The following is a 25,398-nucleotide window of genomic DNA, read 5'->3' as shown; positions in this document are numbered from 1 at the left end:
TTTCACTGATTGACTTTACTCAGGGTTCATAACCTTTAAACTTGAATTTAGATTTTTTAAACTCCAAATATTGATAAAATGGCAAATCGTTTTTTGGGTTTAAATGTAATGATCTTTTTCTGATCCTCTAAATCCGCTTTTAATAATGTCACTTGTTCATTTAATTGTTCTACTTGATTTTCAAGTTTAACAACTACTTTCTTTAAATCTTCAATTTCACATCGATGTTCCAAAATTTGAACTGAAACGACTTCATTTGCTTTCGTTTCAACTTTTTCTTCAAGTTTTATTAATTTTTGGGTTAATTCTTTTATAATGTCAATGTTGTGATCAGTGTCATTTTGTTTTGTTTCGATCGTTTGTGCAGAAGCTTCATAAATTTCTTTAATCTGTTCGATTTGTTCTTCTGTAAACAAATATCCATTATGAGTTTTCTCTACTTTTAAATTTCCTTTTTTTAAAAATAATAATACTTTTTTATTTGTTAATTGCAGTTGTTCTGCCACTTGAGAAGTTGTATACATACGCTATTCCTCCTCCAAATAATTTATATAATTAAAAATTCTTTATTAAACTGCACATTCCTTTGAGGTTGACAAAACTAGTGTTGACTCGGCAAAAGTTCTTAAAATCCATCGAATAAATAGGTTCTAAACAATCAAAATAGCTGAATATGTAAACTTAATTACTTTTGAATTGATTTTTATCGAAATTCGGTTTATTACGTTGTTATTAGTGGAATATTCTACAAATTTTAGAATATAAAGTTGATATATAGCATATAATGCAAGACACTAACGGAGAAGGAAAATAGAAATAAGGTAAAGAATGGTAATTAAGAGAGGAGGCATATTGAGGAGTGTTCAAACAGAAAATGAGGAAGCCTTTTCTAACATCCTTTTTTATCTTGTTTTAAGAATGCCTAAATAAAAAAAATTTGATAACAAATTATTTAACTGAATATACTAAGATAAGCCTAATTTAAAAATATTAATTATGAAGATGGCCTTCACTTCCAATTGGAGGGATGACTCAATTGTTTGGAATTGGTACTAAGTTATTATTAGTTGTTGTATTAATTGCATTTACTGCCTTTTTTGTTGCTTCAGAATTTGCAATCGTAAAAATTAGAAGTTCTAGAATTGATCAATTAATTGGAGAGGGAAATAAAAAAGCAAGAGCTGTAAAACGAGTAATAACACATCTCGATGAATATCTTTCAGCTTGTCAACTTGGTATTACAGTTACGAGTTTAGGTTTAGGGTGGTTAGGTGAACCAGCTGTAGATGAATTATTGCATCCGTTGCTTGACGATTTGAATTTACCTACTGCAGTAAGTGGCACAATCTCTTTTTTACTTTCTTTTGGAATAATTACATTTATTCATGTCGTAGTTGGTGAATTAGCACCTAAAACAATCGCTATTCAAAAGGCTGAACAAATTACCTTAAAGTTTTCACCAGTATTGATTCTTTTTTACAAAATTACTTATCCGTTCATTTGGTTGTTTAATAATTCAGCAAGGATGGTCTTAAAAATATTTGGACTTCCTCCTGCTTCAGAACATGAAGTTGCACATTCAGAAGAGGAGTTAAGAATCCTCCTTTCTGAGAGCTATAAAAGTGGTGAAATTAATCAATCTGAATTTAAGTATGTGAACAATATATTTGATTTCAATATGCGAGTAGCAAAAGAAATAATGGTTCCTAGAACGGAAATGGTTGCAATTGATTTGCGTGAACCTTTTCATGAGAATATTCACTTTATGAGCACAGAAAAATATACTCGTTTTCCTGTTGTAGATGGAGATAAGGACCATGTTGTTGGGTTAATAAATTTTAAAGATGTTTTTACTGATTTTGTTCTTCATAAAGGGGATGCAGAGGTAAAAACACTTGAACAATATATTAGACCGATTATTCAAGTTATTGAATCAATATCTGTTCATGATTTGCTTGTTAAAATGCAAAGAGAACATATACATATGTCAATATTAGTTGATGAATACGGAGGTACATCTGGCTTAGTAACAGTTGAAGATATTTTAGAAGAAATTGTTGGGGAAATTCGTGATGAGTTTGATGTTGATGAGAAAGAGGATATAAGTAAAGTAAACGAAAATAAATTCGTCATTGCAGGAAAAGTTTTAATTAGTGAAATTAATGATGTTTTTAGCTTAGATATTGATGATACTGATGTTGATACAATTGGTGGATGGATTTTAACTGAAAATTTTGATGTGCAAGAAGGAGATTCAATTAAATATCATAACTGCACATTTAAAGTTCTTAAGTTAGACGGACATTATATAAAATCGATTGAATTAACACGGGAACCAATCAAAAAACCTGAACTAGAAGAAGAAAGCGCAACTTAAATTGTAAAACAATTGAGCTGCGCTTTTATCCATATTTTTTGAAATTTCACATACCGAATTAATTAAAAATTAGTTGATTTATAAAGTTCATCTTTAACAAAAATTTCATTCTTATCAACTGCGTCATTATGCGTCACGACAAGTCCGATCGGAGTAGGGACGGGTAAATTATTGACTAATGAAAAGGGAATATTTTTTTTCTTTGCCAGTAAAATATATTTCGAAATTGTATTATAGGCTAGAGTACCATTTAATAACAAAGTAACATTTTTCATACTGATTGATTTTTCAACGATTGGATAGATTGAATTTGCCATCACTTGACTTGTCGTTAACGCAATTTCAATTCTTTCACGAATTGTGCCTAAAAAAATATTTCGTTCTTCAATTTTTATTTGCTTTTCACCATAGATACCTTTGATTAAATAATCTTCAACTTTATTTCCAGCCATTGAAATACCTACTTTCAGTTTATTAATTTAATTGTATCTAACTTTATTCTATTCTACACACCATATTATTGACATTTTTGCGTACTTTTAGTTTTATAATAACTAGGACTAAGTGACAATTGTAAAGGTTCAGTTGCTGAAAGAAATGAATGAAATATTCATCAATTTAATTTACATTTTAATCAGAATATTGTAAAAAATATTACTTTGTCGTAATAAATTCGACAAATTTTTATTTTTTTACTTAACGAATATTTAAAAATTTGTTACTATTTAATTAATAGATTTTTATTGGAGGTGTTCCTTATTGATATGTCAATAGAGAGTAGGTATAGCGCTTTCATACAGGAAAGTATGCCTACATTAGTAAAGAATTGGGTCGCTAAAGCGGTAATTAGCGATAATGATCCATTTAAATCCGAGATTATCATTAATGGAACTAAATTGATTGACATTACGTTATTATTTATTAAGGGTAAAATAAGTGAGGATCAAGTCAAAGATTTGGCGCATAAAATCGCCCTTGAACGAGCTAGAGCAAGTGCTAACATCGGAGATTTTGTGTATAACTCAAATATAGCTAGAAGTGAACTATTTAAACATTTGTCTGAATTTGAAGAAAGTATTAGTCTACTTCAGCCACTCATTAATAAAATTAACTACGTTTTTGACCAGTTTATTTATTTTACAGTAAAACATTATTCATATCTCATTACACAAGATATAGAAGAGAAAAAACAGTTCATTGACGAGACTCACAAAGAGAGACTTACAATCCTAGGACAAATGTCTGCTAGTTTCGTTCATGAATTTAGAAATCCACTTACTTCAATTATTGGATTTGTAAAATTACTTAAAGGAGATCATCCACAATTAAAATATTTAGACATCATAGATCATGAATTGCATCAATTAAATTTTAGAATTGATCAATTTCTTCATGTCTCGAAAAAAGATCATGATCAGATCGTGGAATCCTTTTTAATTAATGATTTATTTAAAGAAATCACAGAATTCTTATATCCGAGTATTGTAAATTCGAATGTCATTTTACAAGAAGGAATATCTCAAAAAATATACATACCAGGTTTCAGAAATGAACTTCGTCAAGTTTTACTTAATATATTAATGAATTCAATCGATGCATTGGCTGAAAACGATGGGCAAAAAACGATTCATTATCAAGTTTCAGATTTAGAGGATAAGATTGAAATTCAAATAAGAAATAATGGACCTAAAATTAGTGAAGAAAGCATACGGACAATTTTTGAACCTTTTGTTACGACAAAAAATCATGGTACTGGAATTGGCTTATTTGTATGTAAACAAATCATTGAAAAACATGATGGGAAAATTAAATGTTTTTCTGATGACGAATGGACAGCATTTTACATAACGTTGCCAAAAGAGGCATAAAAAAACTCGGATAATAAGTCCGAGTTTTTTTATTTTGTATAATGGAGTTGTATATTGCTAGGTTGTTTACGAGGATAATTTGAAATCCTATGGAAAAAGGTAAAATTCCCCCAAATTACAGAAGTCGATTTGAAATGTATAATTAACTTAACCTATTGTAGAATCTGATTAGGGTTATGTTGAAAAAGGAAAGTGTAATTCGAACATTAAATAATAAAGAAACGCTAGATCATTATCTTTAAAGGATCTTAGAAAAAAGAAGATCCTTTTCTTAAACCACTACTCATGATGTTTAAGATTGTATTCTGAAAAATTTTTAAAAAATAAATCAACTCATTTATTTACAAAAAGTTCCACAAAGTGTAATATTACACTAAAGGTGAGTGGGAGTAAATTTTTGAACTAAAACACATCATCGCTTTAAAACTTTTCATTGGAAGTGATTAATATGAATAAAGATAAACTAATCGAACTCATCTCAAAAAATGTAAGATTGATTCGTCTAGAAAAAGGGTATTCGCAAGAAAAAATGGCAACTGTTCTTGGAATTTCCAAAAAAACTCTCGTTCAAATTGAAAAAGAACGAACATCATTAGGATGGACAAATACAGTTGCTGTCTGTGCTTTGTTCAAGGATAGTATGATTTTAAAGAATTTTTTTGGTGATGAACCGTTTGAAGTTATTGAAACACTGGCACACGATGAAATGTATACTCCAAAATTTAAAACACTTGGAGGGAAACTGTTTTGGCATGAAGTTGAGAAAAAAGGCGTCTATCGTGTTCAACAAAATGTAATTAGTCAACATTATCGTATTTTAGATGATTCAGACTATCGATGGTATAGTTCGTTTGATCAAGAAGATGTAATGAATCGCCTTTCCGAATTAGCAAACAGTCAATAAAGGCCATGGTATTTGAACAATGAAACAATCTTCTAAAGTTGTTATCTCAATTATTTTTGTTTTAACAGTATTTAAGTGTTATCACACTACTAAAAGTGAAATAGTATATACCGGAAGTGTCATATAAAAAGTAATATTTTGTATTCTTTTTATAATTTATATAATCTTCGAAAACAAGGAGGAGGAAATGATGGATGATTTTAAAGATAGGCTAATATTCTTGAAAGATAGTCAGAACGAGTTGATAAAGGAGTATCAGACCGTAATTGAGCAGTATGAATCAAGTGATTTGATTCATGAAAATCAAACTTTACGTAAGTATTACGAAGAGTATAAGCTTCAATTCTCTCAATTACAGGAAAAGTATGATCAAAAGTCAGAAGAGAATGTTAAATTACGAAATTCATTGATGGAACAAATCCTTGATGAGAAACTCAATATTATTAAAGTATCTCGGAAGAAATTAGAAACTTATTTTGAAGGAAGAACAAAAGAACATCATAACCGCTTAGATGCCTTTGAATTTGATGCAAAACAAAAAATTAGGCGTCTATTTGAAAGGGCTTCCATTGAGTTAGAAGTAGAAAAAGATGAGTTTAGAGCGAAGCTTAGGCAAATTTCCTCAGAATTAGATCAAAAAATTATTTTGCATCGTGAGCTAATAACAGAAGAAGAGAAAACACTAATCGGTAATGTCAAAAATGGTTTAGACCAATTTTCTTCAGAAGAAGTAAATGAAGAAATTATTCAGAAACGAATAAAACAAAATCAAATCGAAATGAAAATCGGTTTGAATTGGATCAATAAACTTGGAATTCTCCTAATTATATTAGGTGTTGGGGCTGCATTTAAATATTCATATTCCACTTGGTTTAATGGCTATATGAAAGGGAGTATATTTTTCTTGCTTGGAGCAGTAATGCTTGCAGGTGGTGAAGTGTTTTTCCGAAAGCAAAAACAGACGTTTGCTCTTGGACTTCTAGGAGGGGGAATTTCGGTCTTGTATGGATCGATTTTTTATAGTTATTTTTTATTACATATAATAGACATTTATGTAGGATTGACTTTATCTATTTTAGTTTCTTTAACCGCAGTACTGTTATCATTAAGATATCATTCAAGGACTATTTGTTCACTCGGACTAGTAGGAGGTTATCTTCCATTATTTTCATATATGTGGGCTTTCGGCCTCCACGGAAATGCTGTTTACACAGCGATGGGTTATCTTTTCCTATTAAATCTTTGCATATTGTTAGTTTCATTTAGAAAACGTTGGACGATTGTAAATTACATTAGCTTTTTATTTAACACACCATCTTTAGCGGCATTAATATGGTTAGCTGATAATGAATCAATTAGCATATTGTACTCGATCATTACATTTTTAATGTACCTTGGTATCACTTTATTGTATCCATTTAAATACAAATCAAAGCTTACTAGACTTGACGTTGTATTATTGTCTTTAAACACAGTGATTAGTTGCGGTTTATTATACTTCTTATTTGACGAAGCGGGATTAAAGGACTTAAGAGGCTTATTAGCACTTATTTTTAGCCTTGTGTATATTGGTTTGGGAAAATTCATCGAGAAAGTCATGAAGAAAGAAAAACAAACGATGTTGTTATTTTATGCGACATCACTAACATTTGCGATCTTAATGATTCCGTTCCAGTTTGGAATCCAGTGGTTATCTATAGGATGGCTTATTGAGGGGATTCTGTTAAGCCTTTATGGAAGCATTTATAAATTCAAGCAACTAACTAGAGCTGGTTGGGGCATATTCCTTCTATGTATTGGATCATTTTTTGTTATTGATATCGGAATGAATATGATACTAGATATTAACAATGATTATTTTGATTTTAAATATAGTGCGATTATTATTGGTATGTCGATTCTTACTTTATTTTATGCGATACAACAAAATCGAAGTGATGTACCACTTTTCTCTCGACCGATCGAGTTAAAAGTAATTACTTGGTTTAAATATTTTACTCTAGTTAATATATGGTTTTATTTAATGTATGAGATTGACAATGTATATAGCAATAATGTATCTGATCAATTTACACATTATTCCTTTTATCAAGGGTTACTACAAGCATTTATTACGATTGTATTTGCATATATTCTTACTAAAATGAAAGTCCTTTATGACGGTATTGTGAAGTATTATTGCTTATTCCTATACATGATCGGGTATTTAATTTGTATTTATGTAACGATTCAATTCCCGGTATTGAAGGAAGATTTTTCAAAAAATACATTTGTCGAATATCTTGCCTTAGGTATATTGATTGGTGTTAATATTTTCGTGTTTTTCAGCAGTCGGGACTTCTTAATTGCATATATTCTTAGACAATTTAAAAGTAGTGAATTGTATCCTTTAATTTTAGGAATCTACTTAATAGGAATCCTTACAGTATTCATAAATATACAGCTTCAATTAAATAAGGTAGGATTAGCAATCAGTTTATTATATTTATTGTTAGCAATTTCTTATATTTTATATGGCTTCCGTAAGCGATATATGTATATTAGAAGATTAGGTCTTGGACTAACTCTTGTATCAACAGGAAAGTTAATCTTTTTTGATTTATCTTTTCTATCTTCGGGAAGTAAGATAATCGCATATTTCAGTTTCGGGTTTGTGCTTATTGGCGTGTCATTTATTTATCAAAGAGTTTCATCAAGACTGGGGGAGCAACATGGTCAAGTTGATTCAAAAAATTAGTTTAATTACTAGTATTTCTTCCTTGGTTTTTATGTTACCGATCTTTACAGTTATCGAAGCAAAGGATAATAGTAAGGATTGGCATTTTTCCAAGTCAATTGATATACCAGATCATAATAAATACCAATCATTTTTTTTGGATGAAGAAGTATATGCAGGAGCAGATGAGAATTTAAATGACCTTCGAATCGTAAACAGTAAGGGGCAGTTTGTTCCATTTTATATAGAAAATGGCTATAAAGAATCGCAGGAGCAAAACATAGTCTATTCTTCAACCTTAGTGAATACAGCAAAGAAAGATCAAAATACGATCTTGGATTTTCGTATCACACCAATAAAAGAAAATGAGGATATTCAAGGAGATACACTACTGATCGATTTGCCGAATTTAGATTTTTTAAAGCATGTAGAAGTCTATGGTAGTTATGATGGTAATCTGTGGGAGTATATAAAGAAAAATGACCTATACCGGACTGATCGATTAGAAAATAAAATGATTAATCTTGGCACTGTCCATAAATATAGTTTTTATCGAGTAAAAGTGCTAGATAATGTTGAAAATCTGATTTTTAAACAGCTACATTTAGTTCATAAAACTTACGATTTTAAATGGAGTGATTATAAGAAAACTAGTAAGCCCACATTTAATATTAAAGAGGATTCTAAGCTGACGGATATTACGATCCAGAATAAAAATAGACTTAAAATCAAGACAATAACGTTTGACGTTGAAAATAATTTTACTCGTGCATATTCTGTATATGACCCGAAGGATAATGAAATTCAAGTTGATGGTAAAAACGAGATTTATAATATTAATTTTAAAAACGTTCAAATTAACAATACTACGATCACAGCAGTAACTCCAATTACGCAGCCATATTTTACAATAAAAATTAATAACGAAGACAATCCACCATTGGATATAAAGGGAATAAAGGTCGAATATTTTTTGGATAAGATTATATTTGAGGACACGGGTACTGGGCCATACAAGTTGCTTTATGGGAACGATCATGTAGAAGCACCAAAGTATGATATTGAGAACTTCAAACAGTATATTCAAAAAGAAAATTTAACGTTAGGGAAATTAAAAGGACAAATGATTGTCTCGCCTATCGTAGATTCTGAAAAACCTCGGTGGTTTCAAACGAAAATTTGGTTTAATGGTATTATTATTGTGGTGTCACTGGTGCTTATTGTTTTTCTTACAATAAAAATGAGCAGACCAAAAAAATAAAATGATTTATTAAATAAATAACTTTAGAACGACTATTATAGGTCGTTCTTTTTTATTAGGTAATAACTAAAGATTTTTCGTGTGAATGTAAGCTTACAAAGTACGTAAATAGTATGAGTGTTGTTAGATTAGTGAGTAAATAACAAAACAGGATTGTCTAATTTTGACAATCCTGTTTTTTATCAACCAGAGCTACCGATCTCCTGCCGTTAATTCTTTATCGGTAATAATAATTCTAAAATAATTTAATGACTTCAAATCTTGGATCATCTTCAACACACCCTACTGAAATTAAATCATATACTATATTTTCTTTAAACTTTGATTTATAGAGAGGAAATAAGATCATTTTCGTACCTGTTAGTCGTATTTCCAAATTAACTGTCATAGGTGATATAAGCAAATATTCTGAGGCATTTCGGTATGGGACATTTGGGAAAACAACATCGCCTTCACCAGCTTTTACTGCAAAATCTAGATTAGGTGAATTAGGGGATAAATTAATAAAGCGAATTTTAGCTTCTCCTTGTGGCAAGGAATTATTATCCATATATGAAAACAGTAAGATTTGGTCAAAGTTATGACCAATAGCAATCGTATATTTTTGCTCAGCAAGTAAATTTAGTTGTTCAGAATGAATTGGTTTTGATTGATCATTCGTTTTAAAAATTTCAACAAATTGTATTCCTGAAGGTAAAGTTAAATAGTGAGTTGATTCTTTATAAGTTAAATTTGAAATAAATTTAGTACGATTAACATATATGTCTAAGCTTATTTTTTTTGATAAAACATTAACGAGTCTTATAAAAGCTAAATTTTGCTTTATTATATTTTCCTGTTTATAAATTATTGGTGAATTATTTTTTATTAGCCTTTGGAACGAATCAAATCGATTATAATTAACGGGGAACAAATTGTCCTCTTTTTTTGAATAGGATGAAAAATGATTAAAAATATTCGGGTTTATTCGTTTTTTTTCTACCACTTTCTTCAAACTACATACCTCCTATGATTACCATCCTACGATCCCATTTAAAATAGTATTCATTAACGAGAAAATTATGAATTATTTTATATTTAAAACTCTTAAAATAGTTATTGCTTTTTAGACTCAAAATTTTATAGAATACTATCAATATAGTTTTTTACAATTAAATATTAGCTAATTAAGTTTATTCACTTTAAATGATTCAGTATGAAGACATCGTCCTAAAACTTGTTTTTTCGTCTGTCTCACTAAAAAATAAAGTGATTCTTAATACGCTCGTATAATTTTGGAAATAACCGGTCCAAAAGTTTCTACCAAGCTGCCGATATAGTTTGACTACGAGAGATATGACATAGCATATTCTCTCCTAAATATTTAGGAGGAAACAAACATGAATCTACATGAGATGAAAACGTCAACAAAAGCTGAAAAGGCTGATTTTTTAATCATAAATGGGAAAATAATAAATGTTTTTACGAAAGAAATAATAGAAGATTCGATTGCAATTACAAATGGAAAAATAGTTGGAATAGGTGATTATGAAGCTAATGTAGTAATAGATGCAGAAGGTAAATATATATCACCAGGCTTTATTGATTCCCATGTTCATATCGAATCATCGATGGTTTTACCTAGTGAATATGCGAGAACTGTACTACCACATGGTGTAACTACAGTTATTACCGATCCTCATGAAATCGCAAATGTTGCTGGGGTTGATGGAATAAAAATGATGTTAGACGCATCAGAAAATATTCCGTTAGACGTTAGAATTATGTTACCGTCATGTGTACCAGCAACCTCATTAGAGCGCGGGGGAGCCATACTTTATGCAGAACATTTAGAGCCTTTTATGACACATTCAAGAGTACTTGGCTTAGCTGAAGTAATGGATTATCCTGCTGTTATGTCGATGGAAAAACAAATGATCGATAAATTAAAATTAGCTCACGCTTATCAAAAGCCAATCGATGGTCATTTAGCTGGACTATCTAAAAATGAAATAAACACATATTCCTATGCAGGTATTTCAACTGATCATGAATGTACAAATGTACAGGAAGTAATGGAAAGACTAAGAGCAGGGTTATATGTTGCATTTAGAGAAGGGTCCGCTGCAAGAAATCTAAAGGATTTATTACCTGCAGTAAATGATCGAAATGCCCAGCGAATTATGTATTGCACTGATGATAAACATTTAGACGATATCATGAAAGAGGGTTCGATTGATTTTTGTATTCGTACAGCAATCAAATTTGGAATTCACCCAGTGACTGCTTATTCAATGGCAACATTAAATCCAGCAACATGTTATGGTTTAAAACAAAAAGGAGCAATTGCTCCTGGATATGAAGCAAGCTTAGTATTTTTAAACGACTTAGAATCAGTAGAAGTTACGGACGTATGGTGTAAAAATGAGTTTATCGTTAAAAACAAACAAATTAGTAAACTAATTAATAGTGAAGAGTCGAATGTAATTGATTCAAAAGTAAGCTTAGGAGATCTAAAGATTGAAGATCTCGAATTAAAAACCGACTCCAAAACGCTTGCTAATATAATTGAAATTAATCCAAATAGTATCGTAACAAATCATTTAATTGAAAAATTATCAAATGAATATACTTATTTTGTTCCAAATGTCGCTGAAAACTTATGTAAAATAGCAGTATTAGATCGCTACCATTCTGAAAAAGAGATTGGTCTTGGAATTGTTAAAGGTTTAAATTTAATTGAGGGAGCAATCGCTACAACAATAGCTCATGATTCACACCAATTAATCGTTGCCGGTATGAATGATGCTGATATGTATCTTGCAATAAAAACAATTGAAGAAATGAACGGTGGAATTGTAGTCGTATCCTCTGGAAAAGTAATTGCCAAATTATCATTACCAATTGGCGGTTTAATGAGTAATAAATCTGCAGAAGAAGTAGAAGCAGGTTTACTCCAAATTGAAAAATCATTACTTCAAATTAGACCAAACAATACATTTAACGCTTTTTTAACATTATCATTTCTAGCACTGCCTGTAATTCCAAGTATAAAAATTACGACAAAAGGTTTATTTAATGTAAATGAATTTAAATTTATTCCAGTTTTTCTAAATAACTGAACTAAATGAAGACTCTTATCAAAGGAGTCTTTTTTTATTAATTATATAAGTGGTATAGGTAAATACTTGTAGTTGATATGCAAAATAGATGTTAAATGAGTATTAGGAATTTTTTATAGAGGAGTATTTTGAATGTCAGATGTGATTTTTAATCATTTTAAAAAAGTGCCACTTTTTAAAGATCTATCGGATGAGGAGCTTCAATCTATAGTAGATATTTCACATATGAGAATATATAAAGCAAAATCATTTGTCTGTATGCAAGGTGACAAACTTGATCGAGTGTTTTTTATACACTCTGGAAAAGTAAAAATACATATAACTGATCCGTCGGGTAGAGAACAAATTGTTTCGATACCCCGAACTGGCGAGATGTTTCCACATGTTGGTTTATTTCGAAAAGGAACTTTCCCTGCTCATGTTGAAGTTCTCAAAACAGCGGAGTTAATTGTCACTCCAATCGCTGACTTTGAGGAAATTCTGATTAAATATCCTGAATTATGTATTAAGTTATTTAAGTTTTTAGGAGAAAAAATTATTGACTTACAAGCGAGATTAGTTGAACAAACACTACATAATACATATGACCAAGTAATCATGTTACTACTACGTCTATGTAAATCGAATGGGGTATCTTTAGATAAAAATCAATCTAAACTAACAACTCATTTTACGAATCGCGAACTTGCTAATATGATTGGTTCATCCAGAGAGTCAGTAAACCGTACGATAAACCAATTAAGAAAAAAGGAATTAGTTACGATTGATTCAGAGGGTTTTTTTGTAATAAATATAGAAGAATTGCAAGCGGAAGTTAACTAAAAAAGGAGCATGAGTTGTCATGCTCCTATATAAACTAGATTTATTTAAGCCCTAACAATTGCTCGTTTAAACAATATATTATTTTCTAAATGGATATGTTGGAATGTATCAGCCTCAAGAGCTTCAAGTCTTTGATAAACCAGGCGGTAAGTACCACATGCTTCCATTGGTGGAGTATAGTCATTCGTGATTTCACGTAATTCTTTTAAAATATCCCCTGCAGAACTGTGCTCATTTTCTAACTCGTCAACGACTTTACTTAATTTCGTGTAATTTTCTTCAGTTGGATTTTTTTCATATTCTAAAATTAATTTAAAATCCACTGATTCTTCTTTCCAAGTATGTTGCTCTAATTCTGTTTTTAAATCAAAAAACAGTTTGTGTAATCTTACTAAATGAGGTTGAGTTTCTCCGTGAACTCGCATTACTTTCGTTACATATGGGCTTAATTGAGGTAATTCTTCATTTAAAAAACGATGATGCTTGCTTATAATATGATCGATTAAATCACTACTAGATGCTTCTTTAATATCAATTACTACTTCGTTTGATAATTTTGTTTCTTGATAAAGTGTATTTAGTTTTGTTAAAATTTCATCTTTTGATAAATTTTTTTCTTCAATCGCATCAATTAGAGGTCTATTTCCACCGCAGCAAAAATCAATTCGATATGTTTTAAATAGATCACTTGCTTTTGGGAATTCAGTAACAATCTCACTAATCTTAGATAACTCATTAAATGGTTGATTCATTTTAGTACCCCCGTAAGATTTTTGTTGTTTTGTCTTTCTAAAAAAAGATTACCAAATATATTGATATAAATTTGTGATATAAATCACAAATTGAAGTTTTTTTAGGAATAGACATAATTTATTTTCTTAAATAGAAGCGAGGTATTAATAATTGCATCATAAAATTAATAAAACATAAACAAATAAAAAATAATACTATTAATACAATTATTTCAGTAAGCAAAGCCAAAAATAAAATGACTCAAGAAACATACTTGAGTCATTTTTACTTTTTTAAATTCACTTTTTTCAATTTGTAATGAAGTCGGTCTCGTACTTATAGTTAATTTAATCAAAATCTTATTGAAGTATTTTGAAGATAAATTTGTATTAAGGGCAGAATATAAAAGTACTTTGGACTTTAAATTCTATAGGGTAAGGAGAGATTGAAATGGAAGACAAAATTGATTTTTCTGAAAAAATACATATTGGTGAATTAATTGCTGTTTCTAATGTTTACGGCTTAACTCCTTATACGCTTCTTTTAGAACTTGAAAAAGGTAATATTGAAGTTTTCCTTACGATAGATGAGTTTAATGAAAAATACAGAGACACAACAGATTTGGATTGGTGTCAATTAAACAATGGTAAAGTTTTTTCTAAAAAGATTGAAGAGTAAACGGTAAATACTTTGGAATATTGATTAATTAAATACAGAAATAGACTTACATCATTCAAATAAAAAGTATTTTGCTTTTCGCTTTATCTAAAGGTAATACAAATTCTTTGGATTCGTGTTCTACAATCCAACAATCAATCATAAGTGGTAAGAGTTATAAGAGGTAAAAGAGAAGTAATTTGAAAACATAATTTGAATTGATTGCTTCAAGGATTTATCATTTTTTCATTTGATAGAATTTCACAAACCTAATATTGTGTTTAACTTCTTTTATTTAATACGATTTCTCCGAACATGGCCAATTGATCATTATTTAAATGATCTCGATCTATATTTGGTAGAACAACTGATATTAGAAAATTAACTTCGCTGTTTAACCTAGTAATCTCTTCTAACAAATGGATTTGGATTCCTTTCATTTCGTTGATTACCTCTAAATACAAATCATCTTTAGTAGAATTTAATTCTTTATTTATACTGCTCATATCAAACACCTCCAAAGAAAATTATTCGTTGCAAATGCTTCAATATCCTTTATGTATATCTGCTTTTTTAGTTTCAAAAAATTAAATTTTAGGGTAAATGATTTTCTCAGCGTTTTACATTGCAATAAAATAAAAAAACTCAGCCAATAATTTTAGATTTTGGCATGAGTAGGATATTTATTAAATAAAACGAATTCATTCACCAATATTATCTTCAAACCACGCTTGAAGCTCTTTTAATGATGTAAAAGAGAAGATTTCTTCTCCGTTTTGACCGTTATCAAAACCGGTGTTTCCTCTTAAAGTAATTTGTCCTTCTTCTCCAGAAATTAAGATCGCATAAGGGTGGTTTATATTTATATATCTTGCATCTAAATCATTATCAATCCAATTCTTACTATTCAAAAATGCTTCGAAATGTTCCATTTGTATTCCTCCTGTCGAAACTATTATTCCAATTATTAACAAAAAATAGACCTTAAAAAGTTTGTGGAAGAAATTGGATTAAATGTAACAATGATTAATCCTGCATGTTAATCCCTTTTTTAAGAGAGGTTATAAATTTAATATAAAAAAATATGGTTGAATGTATAGGACAAACTTGGTTCCGGGAAGGCTTAAAAGTAAGGAGGCGGTTTCTATTATTACTTTCGAAGTTTTATCACTGATGATTAGCTTTGGTATGTTTGTGATCGCCATTTTAGAGTTTAGAGATAAGGATAAGAATAAAAATTCTTGAACACGCTAATTAAGGCGTGTTTTTTTTATATAAATAATTTCTATCAAATAAAACTAGAGAATTTCACTTAAAGATAGTAACTATTGTACAATTAAAATAAGTGAAAAAATCAAGAAGGTGAAAAAAGATGTATGATATTACAATTATCGGTTCAGGTGTAAGTAGCATTTTTTTAGCATATACATTATTACAATCAAATCAGAAAGTATTAATACTGGAAAAAGGAAAGTCTTTAGAAGAAAGGGCCTGTGCTATAGATAAAGGCGGAATATGCAATTGCGACGTTTGTGGTAAATATTATGGCTTTGCAGGACTTGGTAAATCAGAAGGGAAATTCAACTATTCATGTGATTTTGGGGGAGAATTAGCTCAAAAAGTAGGAAGAGTTCATCTTGAGCAATTAATGAAAGAGGTTGACGATCTATTATGCCTTTATGGTGGAGGGGCTGTAGAAAAGTATTCGACTGTTAATGAAAATTTGGCTAAAAAAGCCGAGGGTTGCAAGTTACATATGTTAACTACTGAAGTTAGACATCTCGGTACACGTCTTTCAACAGAAATATTCGAACGACTATATAAGGAATTATCTAGTAAGATTGATATTCGCTTTGAAGTTGATATTCTAGATATTAAAAAGGAGAATAATCTATTCTATTTGGATACTAATTTAGGAAAATTCGAATCTAAAAACATCGTATTTGCAACAGGTAGATCCGGAACAGAATGGTTAAATGATCAGTGTGCTTCACTTGGAGTTAAACAAGGTAGAACTCGTTTAGATTTAGGGATTAGAGTCGAGATGAAAGAACAACAACTTCGTTCAATTTTACAAGATACATTTGAAACTAAACTTGCTTTTGAATATGACGAATTGATTTCAACTACATATTGTATGAATCCAAAAGGTAGAATCGTTCGAAAGTTTCAAGAAGGATTAGTGATGCCAGATGGACAAAATTTTAAGGAAAAAGAATCAGGGACAACTAATTTAAATTTTACTTTATTCACTCCTAAATATTTTCCATCACTAAATGAAGCAAATCTTTACGCTAATGAAATTATTGGAAAAATAAATAGTGGGTCAGATCGCATCGTCGTTCAACGATTAGGTGATTTACTTAGCGGCAAGCCTACAACAATTGCGAAAATGGAAAAAAACAGTATAAAACCAACATTAGATGCTGATTGTGGTGACCTTAAAAATGAAGTTCCTAATTTATATTTGAATATTTTACAAGGATTTTTGAATCAGTTGGAAGAATTTATTGGAGAGACAATTGATGAGGATACACTCCTTTACGGAATGGATGGAAAGTTTTACTCACCAATTATTGAAACAAATTCAAACTTTCAAACGAGTTTAGATGGATTATTTGTAATTGGAGATTGCTCTGGAGTTACCCACTCATTATCTCAAGCAGCGGCTAGTGGGATTTATTTAGGTAAGGTTTTGGCAAATAAGGATCAATCTTTAACTAGATTTTAAAATTCACATTGTGGGTGATTAGATGGAAAATAGAATTCATTTATATTTAATTAGACATGGTGAAACTTATTTAAATCGTTATAAAAGAATGCAAGGATGGGCCGATAGTCCATTAACAGAAGAAGGAAAGCTAGTAGCGATTGAATGTGGAAATAGATTATCAGATATCCAATTTGACCGTGTATATACTAGCGATTCTGGTAGAACTGTTGAAACGGCAGAACTAATTTTACAGCAGAACAATTACGAAATTCCCGTAATAAGAAAAACAAAAGCCTTCCGAGAGTCCTTTTTTGGTAGTTTTGAAGGAGAATTCTCAGCAGTAGCCTTAGGTAAAGTTGCAAATGATCACGGTTATTCTTCCTTTAGAGAACTATTAAGAAATCGTTCCCTAGAAGATATTACAAATTTTATCAAAGAGTCTGATCCATACCATCATGCCGAGAATTACTCAGAGCTATGGGATCGAATTGAAAAAGGATTAAATGAATTAATTATTGAAAATAATAAAAACGATGAGAATGTATTAATTGTCACTCATGGAAATACAATTCGAAATATTGTAAAAAAGTTTTCAGAAGAATTTAATATTGAATTAGAAATAAAAAACGCTAGTATTACAATTTTGGAATACTCATCGGATACGTATAAAGTGATTTCATTTAATCAATAATTTACTAAGTCACTACAGGATAAAAAAGTACAAATAAAAATAAACAAAAAGAGAAGGATAATAACCTTCTCTTTTTTGTGAAATTCAAAATATCATTTATTTTTCAATTTTTTATTACTATTTTTACTATTTATGACTGGTGTAGGAGCTTTAAAAAATTGCTTTATTGTTTGTCTGTTCTTAGAAAAGTTTATTTTTAGGACTGCTCCTGAATGTTCGACCGTTTCGTTTGTAAAACCAGCATCTACAGGAATACTTAGGCGATCAATTTTTTCAATTGGTTGAGAAAATGCAAAAGAAGCAAGCGAAAGTATTTCATCTAATTTTAAGTCAGTTGAAACATATTTTGTTGTTTCGTCTAGTAAAAGAGGTACTCTAGCAATTCCTCCAAAAGTATTTAACTTTTCTTTAACGGCCCTTACGACTTTTAACAATACTTCTTGCTGGCGTTGAACTCTTCCAAAATCATTATCTTGATCATGTCTAAATCGTACGTATTTTAAAAGCTGTTGACCGTGTAGTTTATTATTTCCAGGTTTCATTTTTAAGTTCATATCATTAATGATTGCTTGACTAACATTAACTGTTATACCCTCTGGAACAAGTGTATCTACAATCCCAACAAAACCTTTAAAATCAATTATAACCGTATGGTCAATCGGAATACCGAGATTATTATAAATTGTTTCTTTTAGTAGTTTTTCTCCACCTAAATAATAAGCCAGATTAATTTTTCCATAATCATACTTATAACCTTTAATTTTAACATATGAATCCCTCAGTATTGAGGCAACTTTTAGAGTTCGATCCTCAACATTATATTGAACTACTGCAATACTATCTGAACGTGAGTTTTTTTCGCCACGAGAATCAACACCAATAACTAGGAAAAATAATGAGTTTTTTAAAAGTTTATTTTTAAAGCTGATTTTTTGTTCACTTAGTGGATTTGATTGGCTTTGGTCGTGATTCGATGGTCTAATTTGACAACTGGTTAGAAAGAAAACAAGAAAAGAAAGAAGGCATATTCGCAAGAACTTCGACATGACTAAATTACTCCTTCTATATGATTGTTGGTCTATTTATGTAATTTAGTTTATATTTCCCCTCTAATATTTTGAAAATACATAACAAAAAAGGAAAATTGATATATACCGTTTTTTTCCATAAATAGAAATAATTGTTCATTGTTAAGAAATACTACATAGTATAAAATTTACTTTGTTAATTTCTTCACAAATAAAAACGAATAAATTAGGTAAAAATATATATTTTTTTATCACTATATGTGAATACTTTCACAAAAAATATAACGGTTGAAATAAATATTAATGATTTAATAAGGCAATATTAATAAAAATAAAGTTTGTGAAGTTATTTAACAAAATAATTAGGTTTGATGCTAGATTTTATAGGTAAAATCTAAGAATCTAAACAAAGGGAGTAAACCAAATGTTAGTAGATAATTTTAATCCATTTGATAATCTCGCAATTTCAGCACTTGTTGCGGCTGTACCGATTCTTTTATTTCTTTTATGCTTAACCGTATTAAAAATGAAAGGTATTTATGCTGCTTTATTAAACCTAGGAATTACGTTTATAATCGTACTTACAATTTTTAAATTGCCAATTGGTGAATCAATCGGAAGTGTAACCCAAGGAACTATTCAAGGGTTATGGCCAATTGGTTATATCATTGTAATGGCTGTGTGGTTATACAAAATAACAGTAGAATCTGGGAAGTTTGATATTTTACGTAGTAGTATAGTTGGTATTTCGAGTGATCAGCGGATCCAGTTCTTATTGATTGGATTTTGTTTTAACGCATTTCTTGAAGGGGCAGCAGGTTTTGGAGTACCGATTGCTATTTGTGCGGTATTATTAGTTTCAGTCGGTTTTAAACCATTGCAAGCAGCTATGCTTTGTTTAATTGCAAATGGAGCATCTGGAGCGTTTGGAGCAATTGGAATACCAGTTGGAATTATTGATACATTTGGTTTACATGGCGTAACTTCAATGAAAGTTTCAATCATGACAGCATTAACTTTACCGATTATTAATTTTACGATTCCATTTCTGTTAATTTGGTTAATCGATGGATTTAAAGGAATTAAAGAAATTTTACCGGCAATTTTAGTAACGTCTATTACTTATACAGTTTCTCAAGCAATCATGACAATCTTTTTAGGTCCAGAGTTAGCAGATATTATTCCTTCTTTATTAACAATGGGCGTTTTAGCATTATTTCTTAAAAAATGGCAACCTAAAAATATTTTCTTACTAAACGGGAAAGAATTTAAAATTGAATCTTATTCAATGGCTGATGTGATTAAAGCATGGTCACCATTCTATTTACTAACAATTTTCGTATTAATTTGGAGCTTAAAATCATTTAAAGGTTTATTCGCTGTTGGAGGAGCTCTATCTTCTACTGTTATAAAATTCGTTGTTCCAGGTTCAACAATAAATGTCAGCATTGATCTAATCGGAGCAACAGGTACTGCAATATTATTAGCAGGATTAGTTACAATTTTCACTTCTAAATCAATTAATGTTAGTAGAGGTTTATCTCTACTTTTAAAAACAATCTCAGAATTTTGGATACCGATTATTATGATTTGTGCAATTATTAGTATCGCAAAATTGATGACTTATGGAGGATTAACAAGTGCTTTAAGTCAAGCAGTTGCACACACTGGAGACGCATTTCCGTTTTTATCTCCAATTTTAGGATGGATTGGGGTATTTATGACTGGTTCTGTCGTGAATAACAATACTTTATTTGCTCCAATTCAAGTTTCGGCTGGTAATATTTTAGGTACAAATCCTTCATTATTAGTATCAGCAAATACTGCAGGTGGGGTAATTGCAAAACTAGTTTCACCTCAGTCAATTGCAATCGCAACTGCTGCAGTAGGTGAAACTGGTAATGAATCGACATTAACAAAAATGACTTTAAAATATAGTTTTGGATTGCTAGCATTTGTTTGTATTTGGACATTTATATTATCACTAATTTATTAAGTTAAAGAGTCTTGAGAGAATTTTCTCAAGACTTTTTTATTACTTAAAGTTGTTTTTCGAAAATTGTTTAAACATTCATAATCCCTTATGTTTGGCTCTTTGAGAAAAAGTTGTTATCCAAAAATCTATTTAATCTCGCCTTAAATATAGACAAATGCCTATGTAACAAGGATTGTGACCCTTACATATACTTTATTGTGATTTCTAAAAGTTAAGTGAAGGAGGCAATCTATTATGAAGGGATATTCACCTTACTACGGCGGCTGCGGCGGTGGCTTTGGATGCGGCGGAGGATTTGCGTTAATCGTTGTGTTATTTATTTTATTAATTATCATCGGTGCGTCTTTTGTAACTTGCTAAAAACTATTGAGCGTCAGCCACAGAAACCGACTAACATTTAGTTAGTCGGTTTATTTCATTTTTTACACAGTATTTATACTGTTTTTTTGAGTTTTACTTTTTTCACCAACTTTTTATTTAGTGCATATAAAGAAGTAGGTATATAACTAGAATTTTTTACTTAATTTAGTAAATTTAAATTGTCCTATTAAACAAGGAGGACCATAAATGAAAAATCAGCTTTATAAACCTCAAAGACATTGGAAAGATATTCCTCTATGGAAAAATGTTACAGATGAACAATGGAACGATTGGCTATGGCAATTAACAAATACAGTCAGAACATTGGATGATTTGAAACAAGTAATCGATTTAACGGAGGATGAAGAAGAAGGGGTAAGAATATCTACTAAAACCATTCCATTAAATATTACTCCTTACTATGCTTCTTTAATGAATCCGACTGACCCACGTTGTCCCATTAGAATGCAGTCTGTACCAATTAGTAAAGAATTAAATAAAACAAAATATGATTCGGAAGATCCACTAGGCGAAGATGATGATAGTCCAGTTCCTGGATTAACTCATCGATATCCAGATCGTGTGCTTTTTTTAGTGACAAATCAATGCTCTATGTATTGTCGCTACTGTACAAGACGTCGATTTTCAGGGCAAATTGGTATGGGAGTACCGAAAAAACAATTAGATGAAGCAATAGCATATATACGTGAAAATGAAGAAGTAAGAGACGTACTGATTTCAGGTGGAGACGGATTATTAATTAATGACAATATATTGGAATATATTTTAAAAAATTTAAGAGCAATCGATCATGTGGAAATTATTAGAATTGGAACTAGAGCGCCTGTAGTTTTCCCTCAAAGAATTACCGACAACTTATGTGAAATATTAAAAAAATATCATCCAGTATGGTTAAATACACATTTTAATACGAGTATTGAAGTAACAGAAGAAGCAAAAAAAGCATGTGAAATGCTTGCAAATGCTGGCGTTCCAGTTGGGAATCAGTCAGTTATTTTAACAGGGATTAATGACAGCGTGCCAATTATGAAAAAGTTAATGCATGACTTAGTAAAAATAAGAGTCAGACCATATTATATTTATCAATGTGATTTATCAGAAGGAATTGGTCATTTTAGAGCACCAGTTGCAAAAGGATTGGAGATTATTGAGGGGTTACGTGGGCATACATCTGGTTATGCAGTACCTACATTCGTAGTAGATGCACCAGGTGGAGGAGGTAAAATCTCACTTCAACCAAACTATATCGTCTCTCAAAGTAGTAAAAAAACAGTACTAAGAAATTTTGAAGGTGTCATCACATCTTATCCAGAGCCTGAAAACTATAAAGAGGATACTGCAGAAGATTATTTTTCATTAGTTTACCCTGATTATTTAAATAAGGCAGCTAAGGTTGGTATTGCTAGTATCATGAATGATCAGGTGCAAAGTCTTATTCCTTCAGATTTAGAAAGAATGAAAAAGAGAGAACAATATCAAACGGATCCAGCACATAGTTCATTAAAAAATAAACGCGAAAAACGAGATGAATTAAAGGAGAAAAAGTTTCAATCACAAATTCAAAAAATGGATGGAAGTGTAAAGAAAGATGAATAATACTTTAAAATGTGATTGGTGCGGTGAGGAGAATGTACAGGAAACAAAATCAGTTGTACATTGGGAATTACCGGATGGTTCCAGAGCAATCACAATTACTGGAGTACCATCATTTCATTGTGATCAGTGCAAATTTACCTATCAGAAGGAAGATATGGTCAAATCAATAGAAGATCAGTTGTTTCTTATTTCAACAAAATTACTTCCGGTTTCAGTTACATTTGATGAATTAATGAAGCAGCCGAGATTATTAAAAAGAAATTATTTTGACTTCTCGTCATAGAACGAGTATTTTTAAAATATAAAATAACTCTGTTATTGTATAAAGTATATTTAAAAAGAAACAATATTTTTAGAAAAAGAGACAAAATAAATAATAAAACTGAGGGAGAATCATGAGAAAGTCATTTTACCATTATATGATGAAGCATAGAAACTATAAAATTCCTAATGAAATTGGAATATTGGCAGATCATCTTTTTAATGATCACTCATTTCCAAAACATTCTTCAAGCTATGACGAAATTAGCTCGTATTTAGAGTTTGATGGAACTTTCCATCAATCGATGAGCGTTTTTGATGAAGCATGGAACTTATATTTAGAAGATCAATAAGATGTGACTTAGGTTAACTAAGTTGCATCTTTTTTTTGAAACCTCCTTTAATAATCTCACCTTTATTTATTGATTCTACCATTTTTGAAACTAGCTATTAATTTCTTACCTACAAAATAGGCTATTCCCTTTTTTTATTTACTATGAAAATGACAGACAATTATCTATTGGTTGCATAGTATACAGTAAAAACGAATTAGTCACGACGTATGGAGAAGGAGGTAAGAAGTATGACGAAGAAAAAACAACCCAAATATAACGTAGATGATATTGTCGTGATTACGTTATATGGTACTGTCGGTAAGATAACAAATATAAACTTTCTATTTTTATTGGGAATTCATCACTTAAGTAAAATGCATAATACTAAGGTGATTTTATGTTAGCAGCTATTTATCTCAGACTCTCAAGAAACGAAGAACAAAAAGAAGTCGAAGAAGTTTTACTTAATCATAAAAACGCTTTGATCAAGCTTGCCAATCAACATAGTTTAAAATATATCATTTATCAGGAAATTTCGAGCGGTGTCAATACAGAGCGGGAACAATTAAATTTATTGCTTAAGAAAATACATGAATTTGATTATTTAATTATTATGGATATAGATCGTCTTTCACGTGATAATGCTCATGCGGAACAAATTAAGCAAGTATTGATCTTAAATGATATTAAAATATTAACCCCACAAGGTAAAATAGATTTATCCCAGGAAACGAATGAAATGTTATTTTCATTTCAAGCAGTATTGGCTAATTTTGAATATAAACAGATAAAGAAGCGGTTATCAAGAGGTAGATTAGCAGCAGCGGAGCAAGGAAAATGGGTAATGAGTAATAAGACCCCACTTGGATATCGTAAAAATTCGGAAAAAAAATTAGAAATAATTGAAGACGAAGCGAAAATCATTCGACTAATATTCGATAAATCGTTAGAACGTGTTTCAGTAAATGAAATAGCCCGACAATTAAATAGGTTAAATTGGCGAAGTAGGCAAGGTAAAATCCTTACTACATCACATATTAGCCAGCTACGTACGAATCCTGTATATTATGGAGCAATTCAGGCTAGAAGGCGTATTCATAATAAAATTATTGATGAAGTTTTTATTGAAAATGCGCATGAGGCAATCATAACAAAGGAGCAATTTTTTGCCGTCCAAACTATATTAGAAAATAATAAAAATGTTTATTTTCCAAACCGAAAATCAATTCGTAGGTTACAAAATTTAATATACTGTAATTGCTGTGGGCGGAAGCGATATATTCAAAAAGATCGTTCAAATATTGATTTTATAAAATCATGTTCAAATAAAATATCAAACAATCAATGTAATGATCGGGGCTATAAATATCAATTAGTTGAAGAATTTGTTTTAAAGAGTATTAAAGAAAAAAAATCAGAGCTAGAGAATGCGTTAAAAATACTAGATTCTCAGAAAACAATCGAACTAGAAGAAAGATTAACGACTGAACTCGTTTCGTTAATCAAACAGAAGGATAAAATTCAAAAAAGACATAATAATGTTAGAGAAATGAGAATGGATGGAGAAATTACTAAAAATGAATTTGAAGAATTAAAAAATGAACTAATCGTTCAAAAGAATCAAATGAATGAGCAAATTGAACTCTTTCAGACTCAAATAGAGAATTTAAGAAACAAAAAAGAAGATCGTCAAAAAATAGAGCAGATCATTGAAACTCTGGACGATTTAGAAGGAATTGATCCTGAACTATGTAATCAATTTTTAAAAGTATTTATTAATAAAATATGGTTTAGTAGTAATATGGATTCAAGTCATGATACTACTCGAAGTAAGGAAATTGCCACTATTAAAATAGAATGGATCTAACACATTAATTATCTTCAATGAAACGATTCCCTCTAGAAATCTGCCACTCGGTTATTACTTTTTGAGAATCTCAAAGTTAAAATAAAAAGTTC

25 protein-coding genes and 1 riboswitch are annotated in these 25,398 nt (G+C 30.2%); of the genes, 18 read left to right on the top strand and 7 right to left on the bottom strand.

Features of this window, described 5'->3' with window-relative positions:
- Window positions 1–56: 56 nt before the first annotated feature.
- The gene (locus tag ACFWM3_RS15015) at window positions 57–524 is read right to left on the bottom strand and encodes a MerR family transcriptional regulator (RefSeq protein ID WP_056466339.1); all 468 of its coding nucleotides are present in this window, start codon (window positions 522–524) and stop codon (window positions 57–59) included.
- 503 nt (window positions 525–1,027) lie between these two features.
- Here ACFWM3_RS15015 and ACFWM3_RS15010 point away from each other — a divergent pair.
- On the top strand, window positions 1,028–2,377 hold the full coding sequence (locus ACFWM3_RS15010; protein WP_056466336.1) for a hemolysin family protein: 1,350 nt from the start codon (window positions 1,028–1,030) through the stop codon (window positions 2,375–2,377).
- A 62-nt stretch (window positions 2,378–2,439) separates the two neighbouring features.
- On the opposite strand, the gene ACFWM3_RS15005 is transcribed toward ACFWM3_RS15010, so the two are convergent.
- Window positions 2,440–2,829, bottom strand: coding sequence for a DUF1694 domain-containing protein (locus tag ACFWM3_RS15005; protein ID WP_390311886.1), 390 nt, complete (start codon window positions 2,827–2,829; stop codon window positions 2,440–2,442).
- A gap of 312 nt (window positions 2,830–3,141) precedes the next feature.
- Between ACFWM3_RS15005 and ACFWM3_RS15000 the strand changes: the two genes are divergently transcribed.
- The 4 genes from ACFWM3_RS15000 to ACFWM3_RS14985 all read left to right on the top strand — a co-directional run bounded on the left by ACFWM3_RS15000 (window position 3,142) and on the right by ACFWM3_RS14985 (window position 9,126).
- The gene (locus ACFWM3_RS15000; protein WP_390311885.1) at window positions 3,142–4,245 is read left to right on the top strand and encodes a histidine kinase N-terminal domain-containing protein; all 1,104 of its coding nucleotides are present in this window, start codon (window positions 3,142–3,144) and stop codon (window positions 4,243–4,245) included.
- 448 nt (window positions 4,246–4,693) lie between these two features.
- Complete coding sequence (locus ACFWM3_RS14995) at window positions 4,694–5,149, top strand: helix-turn-helix domain-containing protein (protein WP_056466326.1); 456 nt, start codon at window positions 4,694–4,696, stop codon at window positions 5,147–5,149.
- 190 nt (window positions 5,150–5,339) lie between these two features.
- Complete coding sequence (locus ACFWM3_RS14990; RefSeq protein ID WP_390311883.1) at window positions 5,340–7,886, top strand: DUF2339 domain-containing protein; 2,547 nt, start codon at window positions 5,340–5,342, stop codon at window positions 7,884–7,886.
- Window positions 7,861–9,126, top strand: coding sequence for a hypothetical protein (locus ACFWM3_RS14985; protein ID WP_390311881.1), 1,266 nt, complete (start codon window positions 7,861–7,863; stop codon window positions 9,124–9,126). The genes ACFWM3_RS14990 and ACFWM3_RS14985 overlap by 26 nt, the downstream gene beginning before the upstream one ends.
- A gap of 235 nt (window positions 9,127–9,361) precedes the next feature.
- On the opposite strand, the gene ACFWM3_RS14980 is transcribed toward ACFWM3_RS14985, so the two are convergent.
- A complete protein-coding gene (locus ACFWM3_RS14980) occupies window positions 9,362–10,111 on the bottom strand; it encodes a DUF4397 domain-containing protein (RefSeq protein WP_390311921.1) in 750 nt (249 codons plus the stop codon).
- A gap of 259 nt (window positions 10,112–10,370) precedes the next feature.
- Window positions 10,371–10,473: riboswitch (purine riboswitch) on the top strand.
- A 32-nt stretch (window positions 10,474–10,505) separates the two neighbouring features.
- Between ACFWM3_RS14980 and ade the strand changes: the two genes are divergently transcribed.
- Both ade and ACFWM3_RS14970 read left to right on the top strand, forming a co-directional pair.
- Window positions 10,506–12,227 carry an adenine deaminase gene (gene ade / locus ACFWM3_RS14975; RefSeq protein ID WP_390311880.1) on the top strand — a complete coding sequence of 574 codons (1,722 nt, stop codon included), beginning with the start codon at window positions 10,506–10,508 and terminating at the stop codon, window positions 12,225–12,227.
- A gap of 132 nt (window positions 12,228–12,359) precedes the next feature.
- A complete protein-coding gene (locus tag ACFWM3_RS14970; RefSeq protein WP_390311879.1) occupies window positions 12,360–13,049 on the top strand; it encodes a Crp/Fnr family transcriptional regulator in 690 nt (229 codons plus the stop codon).
- Between the two features lie 44 nt (window positions 13,050–13,093).
- On the opposite strand, the gene ric is transcribed toward ACFWM3_RS14970, so the two are convergent.
- Window positions 13,094–13,801 carry an iron-sulfur cluster repair di-iron protein gene (gene ric / locus ACFWM3_RS14965; RefSeq protein ID WP_390311878.1) on the bottom strand — a complete coding sequence of 236 codons (708 nt, stop codon included), beginning with the start codon at window positions 13,799–13,801 and terminating at the stop codon, window positions 13,094–13,096.
- 430 nt (window positions 13,802–14,231) lie between these two features.
- Between ric and ACFWM3_RS14960 the strand changes: the two genes are divergently transcribed.
- Window positions 14,232–14,459, top strand: coding sequence for a hypothetical protein (locus ACFWM3_RS14960; RefSeq protein WP_056466304.1), 228 nt, complete (start codon window positions 14,232–14,234; stop codon window positions 14,457–14,459).
- 260 nt (window positions 14,460–14,719) lie between these two features.
- Here the strand turns inward: ACFWM3_RS14960 and ACFWM3_RS14955 are convergent, their stop codons facing one another.
- Window positions 14,720–14,944, bottom strand: a complete 225-nt coding sequence (locus tag ACFWM3_RS14955) for a hypothetical protein (protein ID WP_056466299.1) — start codon at window positions 14,942–14,944, stop codon at window positions 14,720–14,722.
- A gap of 195 nt (window positions 14,945–15,139) precedes the next feature.
- Entirely contained in the window at window positions 15,140–15,370 is a 231-nt protein-coding gene (locus ACFWM3_RS14950) for a hypothetical protein (RefSeq protein WP_390311877.1), read from the bottom strand.
- Between the two features lie 160 nt (window positions 15,371–15,530).
- On the opposite strand from ACFWM3_RS14950, the gene ACFWM3_RS14945 reads away from it, so the two are divergent.
- From ACFWM3_RS14945 to ACFWM3_RS14935, 3 genes are all read left to right on the top strand, one after another.
- Window positions 15,531–15,683: a putative holin-like toxin gene (locus tag ACFWM3_RS14945; protein WP_353611566.1), complete on the top strand. Its 153-nt coding sequence runs from the start codon at window positions 15,531–15,533 to the stop codon at window positions 15,681–15,683.
- A gap of 127 nt (window positions 15,684–15,810) precedes the next feature.
- On the top strand, window positions 15,811–17,169 hold the full coding sequence (locus ACFWM3_RS14940) for an NAD(P)/FAD-dependent oxidoreductase (protein ID WP_390311876.1): 1,359 nt from the start codon (window positions 15,811–15,813) through the stop codon (window positions 17,167–17,169).
- Between the two features lie 22 nt (window positions 17,170–17,191).
- Complete coding sequence (locus ACFWM3_RS14935) at window positions 17,192–17,842, top strand: histidine phosphatase family protein (protein ID WP_056466290.1); 651 nt, start codon at window positions 17,192–17,194, stop codon at window positions 17,840–17,842.
- A gap of 92 nt (window positions 17,843–17,934) precedes the next feature.
- Here ACFWM3_RS14935 and ACFWM3_RS14930 read toward each other — a convergent pair whose 3' ends face one another.
- Window positions 17,935–18,888, bottom strand: a complete 954-nt coding sequence (locus ACFWM3_RS14930; protein WP_390311875.1) for an LCP family protein — start codon at window positions 18,886–18,888, stop codon at window positions 17,935–17,937.
- 406 nt (window positions 18,889–19,294) lie between these two features.
- Here ACFWM3_RS14930 and ACFWM3_RS14925 point away from each other — a divergent pair, with 406 nt between their 5' ends.
- The 7 genes from ACFWM3_RS14925 to ACFWM3_RS14895 all read left to right on the top strand — a co-directional run bounded on the left by ACFWM3_RS14925 (window position 19,295) and on the right by ACFWM3_RS14895 (window position 25,306).
- Window positions 19,295–20,866, top strand: a complete 1,572-nt coding sequence (locus tag ACFWM3_RS14925; RefSeq protein WP_390311874.1) for an L-lactate permease — start codon at window positions 19,295–19,297, stop codon at window positions 20,864–20,866.
- 234 nt (window positions 20,867–21,100) lie between these two features.
- Window positions 21,101–21,226, top strand: a complete 126-nt coding sequence (locus tag ACFWM3_RS14920; RefSeq protein WP_069032026.1) for a YjcZ family sporulation protein — start codon at window positions 21,101–21,103, stop codon at window positions 21,224–21,226.
- 207 nt (window positions 21,227–21,433) lie between these two features.
- Entirely contained in the window at window positions 21,434–22,843 is a 1,410-nt protein-coding gene (gene kamA, locus ACFWM3_RS14915) for a lysine 2,3-aminomutase (protein WP_390311873.1), read from the top strand.
- Window positions 22,836–23,126, top strand: coding sequence for a YokU family protein (locus tag ACFWM3_RS14910; RefSeq protein WP_390311872.1), 291 nt, complete (start codon window positions 22,836–22,838; stop codon window positions 23,124–23,126). The genes kamA and ACFWM3_RS14910 overlap by 8 nt, the downstream gene beginning before the upstream one ends.
- A gap of 112 nt (window positions 23,127–23,238) precedes the next feature.
- Complete coding sequence (locus tag ACFWM3_RS14905) at window positions 23,239–23,457, top strand: YozE family protein (protein WP_025671848.1); 219 nt, start codon at window positions 23,239–23,241, stop codon at window positions 23,455–23,457.
- A 230-nt stretch (window positions 23,458–23,687) separates the two neighbouring features.
- Window positions 23,688–23,843 carry a hypothetical protein gene (locus ACFWM3_RS14900; protein WP_335408428.1) on the top strand — a complete coding sequence of 52 codons (156 nt, stop codon included), beginning with the start codon at window positions 23,688–23,690 and terminating at the stop codon, window positions 23,841–23,843.
- On the top strand, window positions 23,837–25,306 hold the full coding sequence (locus ACFWM3_RS14895; protein WP_390311871.1) for a recombinase family protein: 1,470 nt from the start codon (window positions 23,837–23,839) through the stop codon (window positions 25,304–25,306). Before ACFWM3_RS14900 ends, ACFWM3_RS14895 begins: the two co-directional genes overlap by 7 nt.
- The last annotated feature ends 92 nt before the right edge of the window (window positions 25,307–25,398 follow it).

The sequence above is a fragment of the Gottfriedia sp. NPDC058432 genome, from assembly GCF_042721555.1.
GTDB lineage: Bacteria > Bacillota > Bacilli > Bacillales > Bacillaceae_G > Gottfriedia.
Note: the sequence above shows the minus strand (reverse complement) of the source record. Positions and strands in the feature narration are given on the sequence as shown.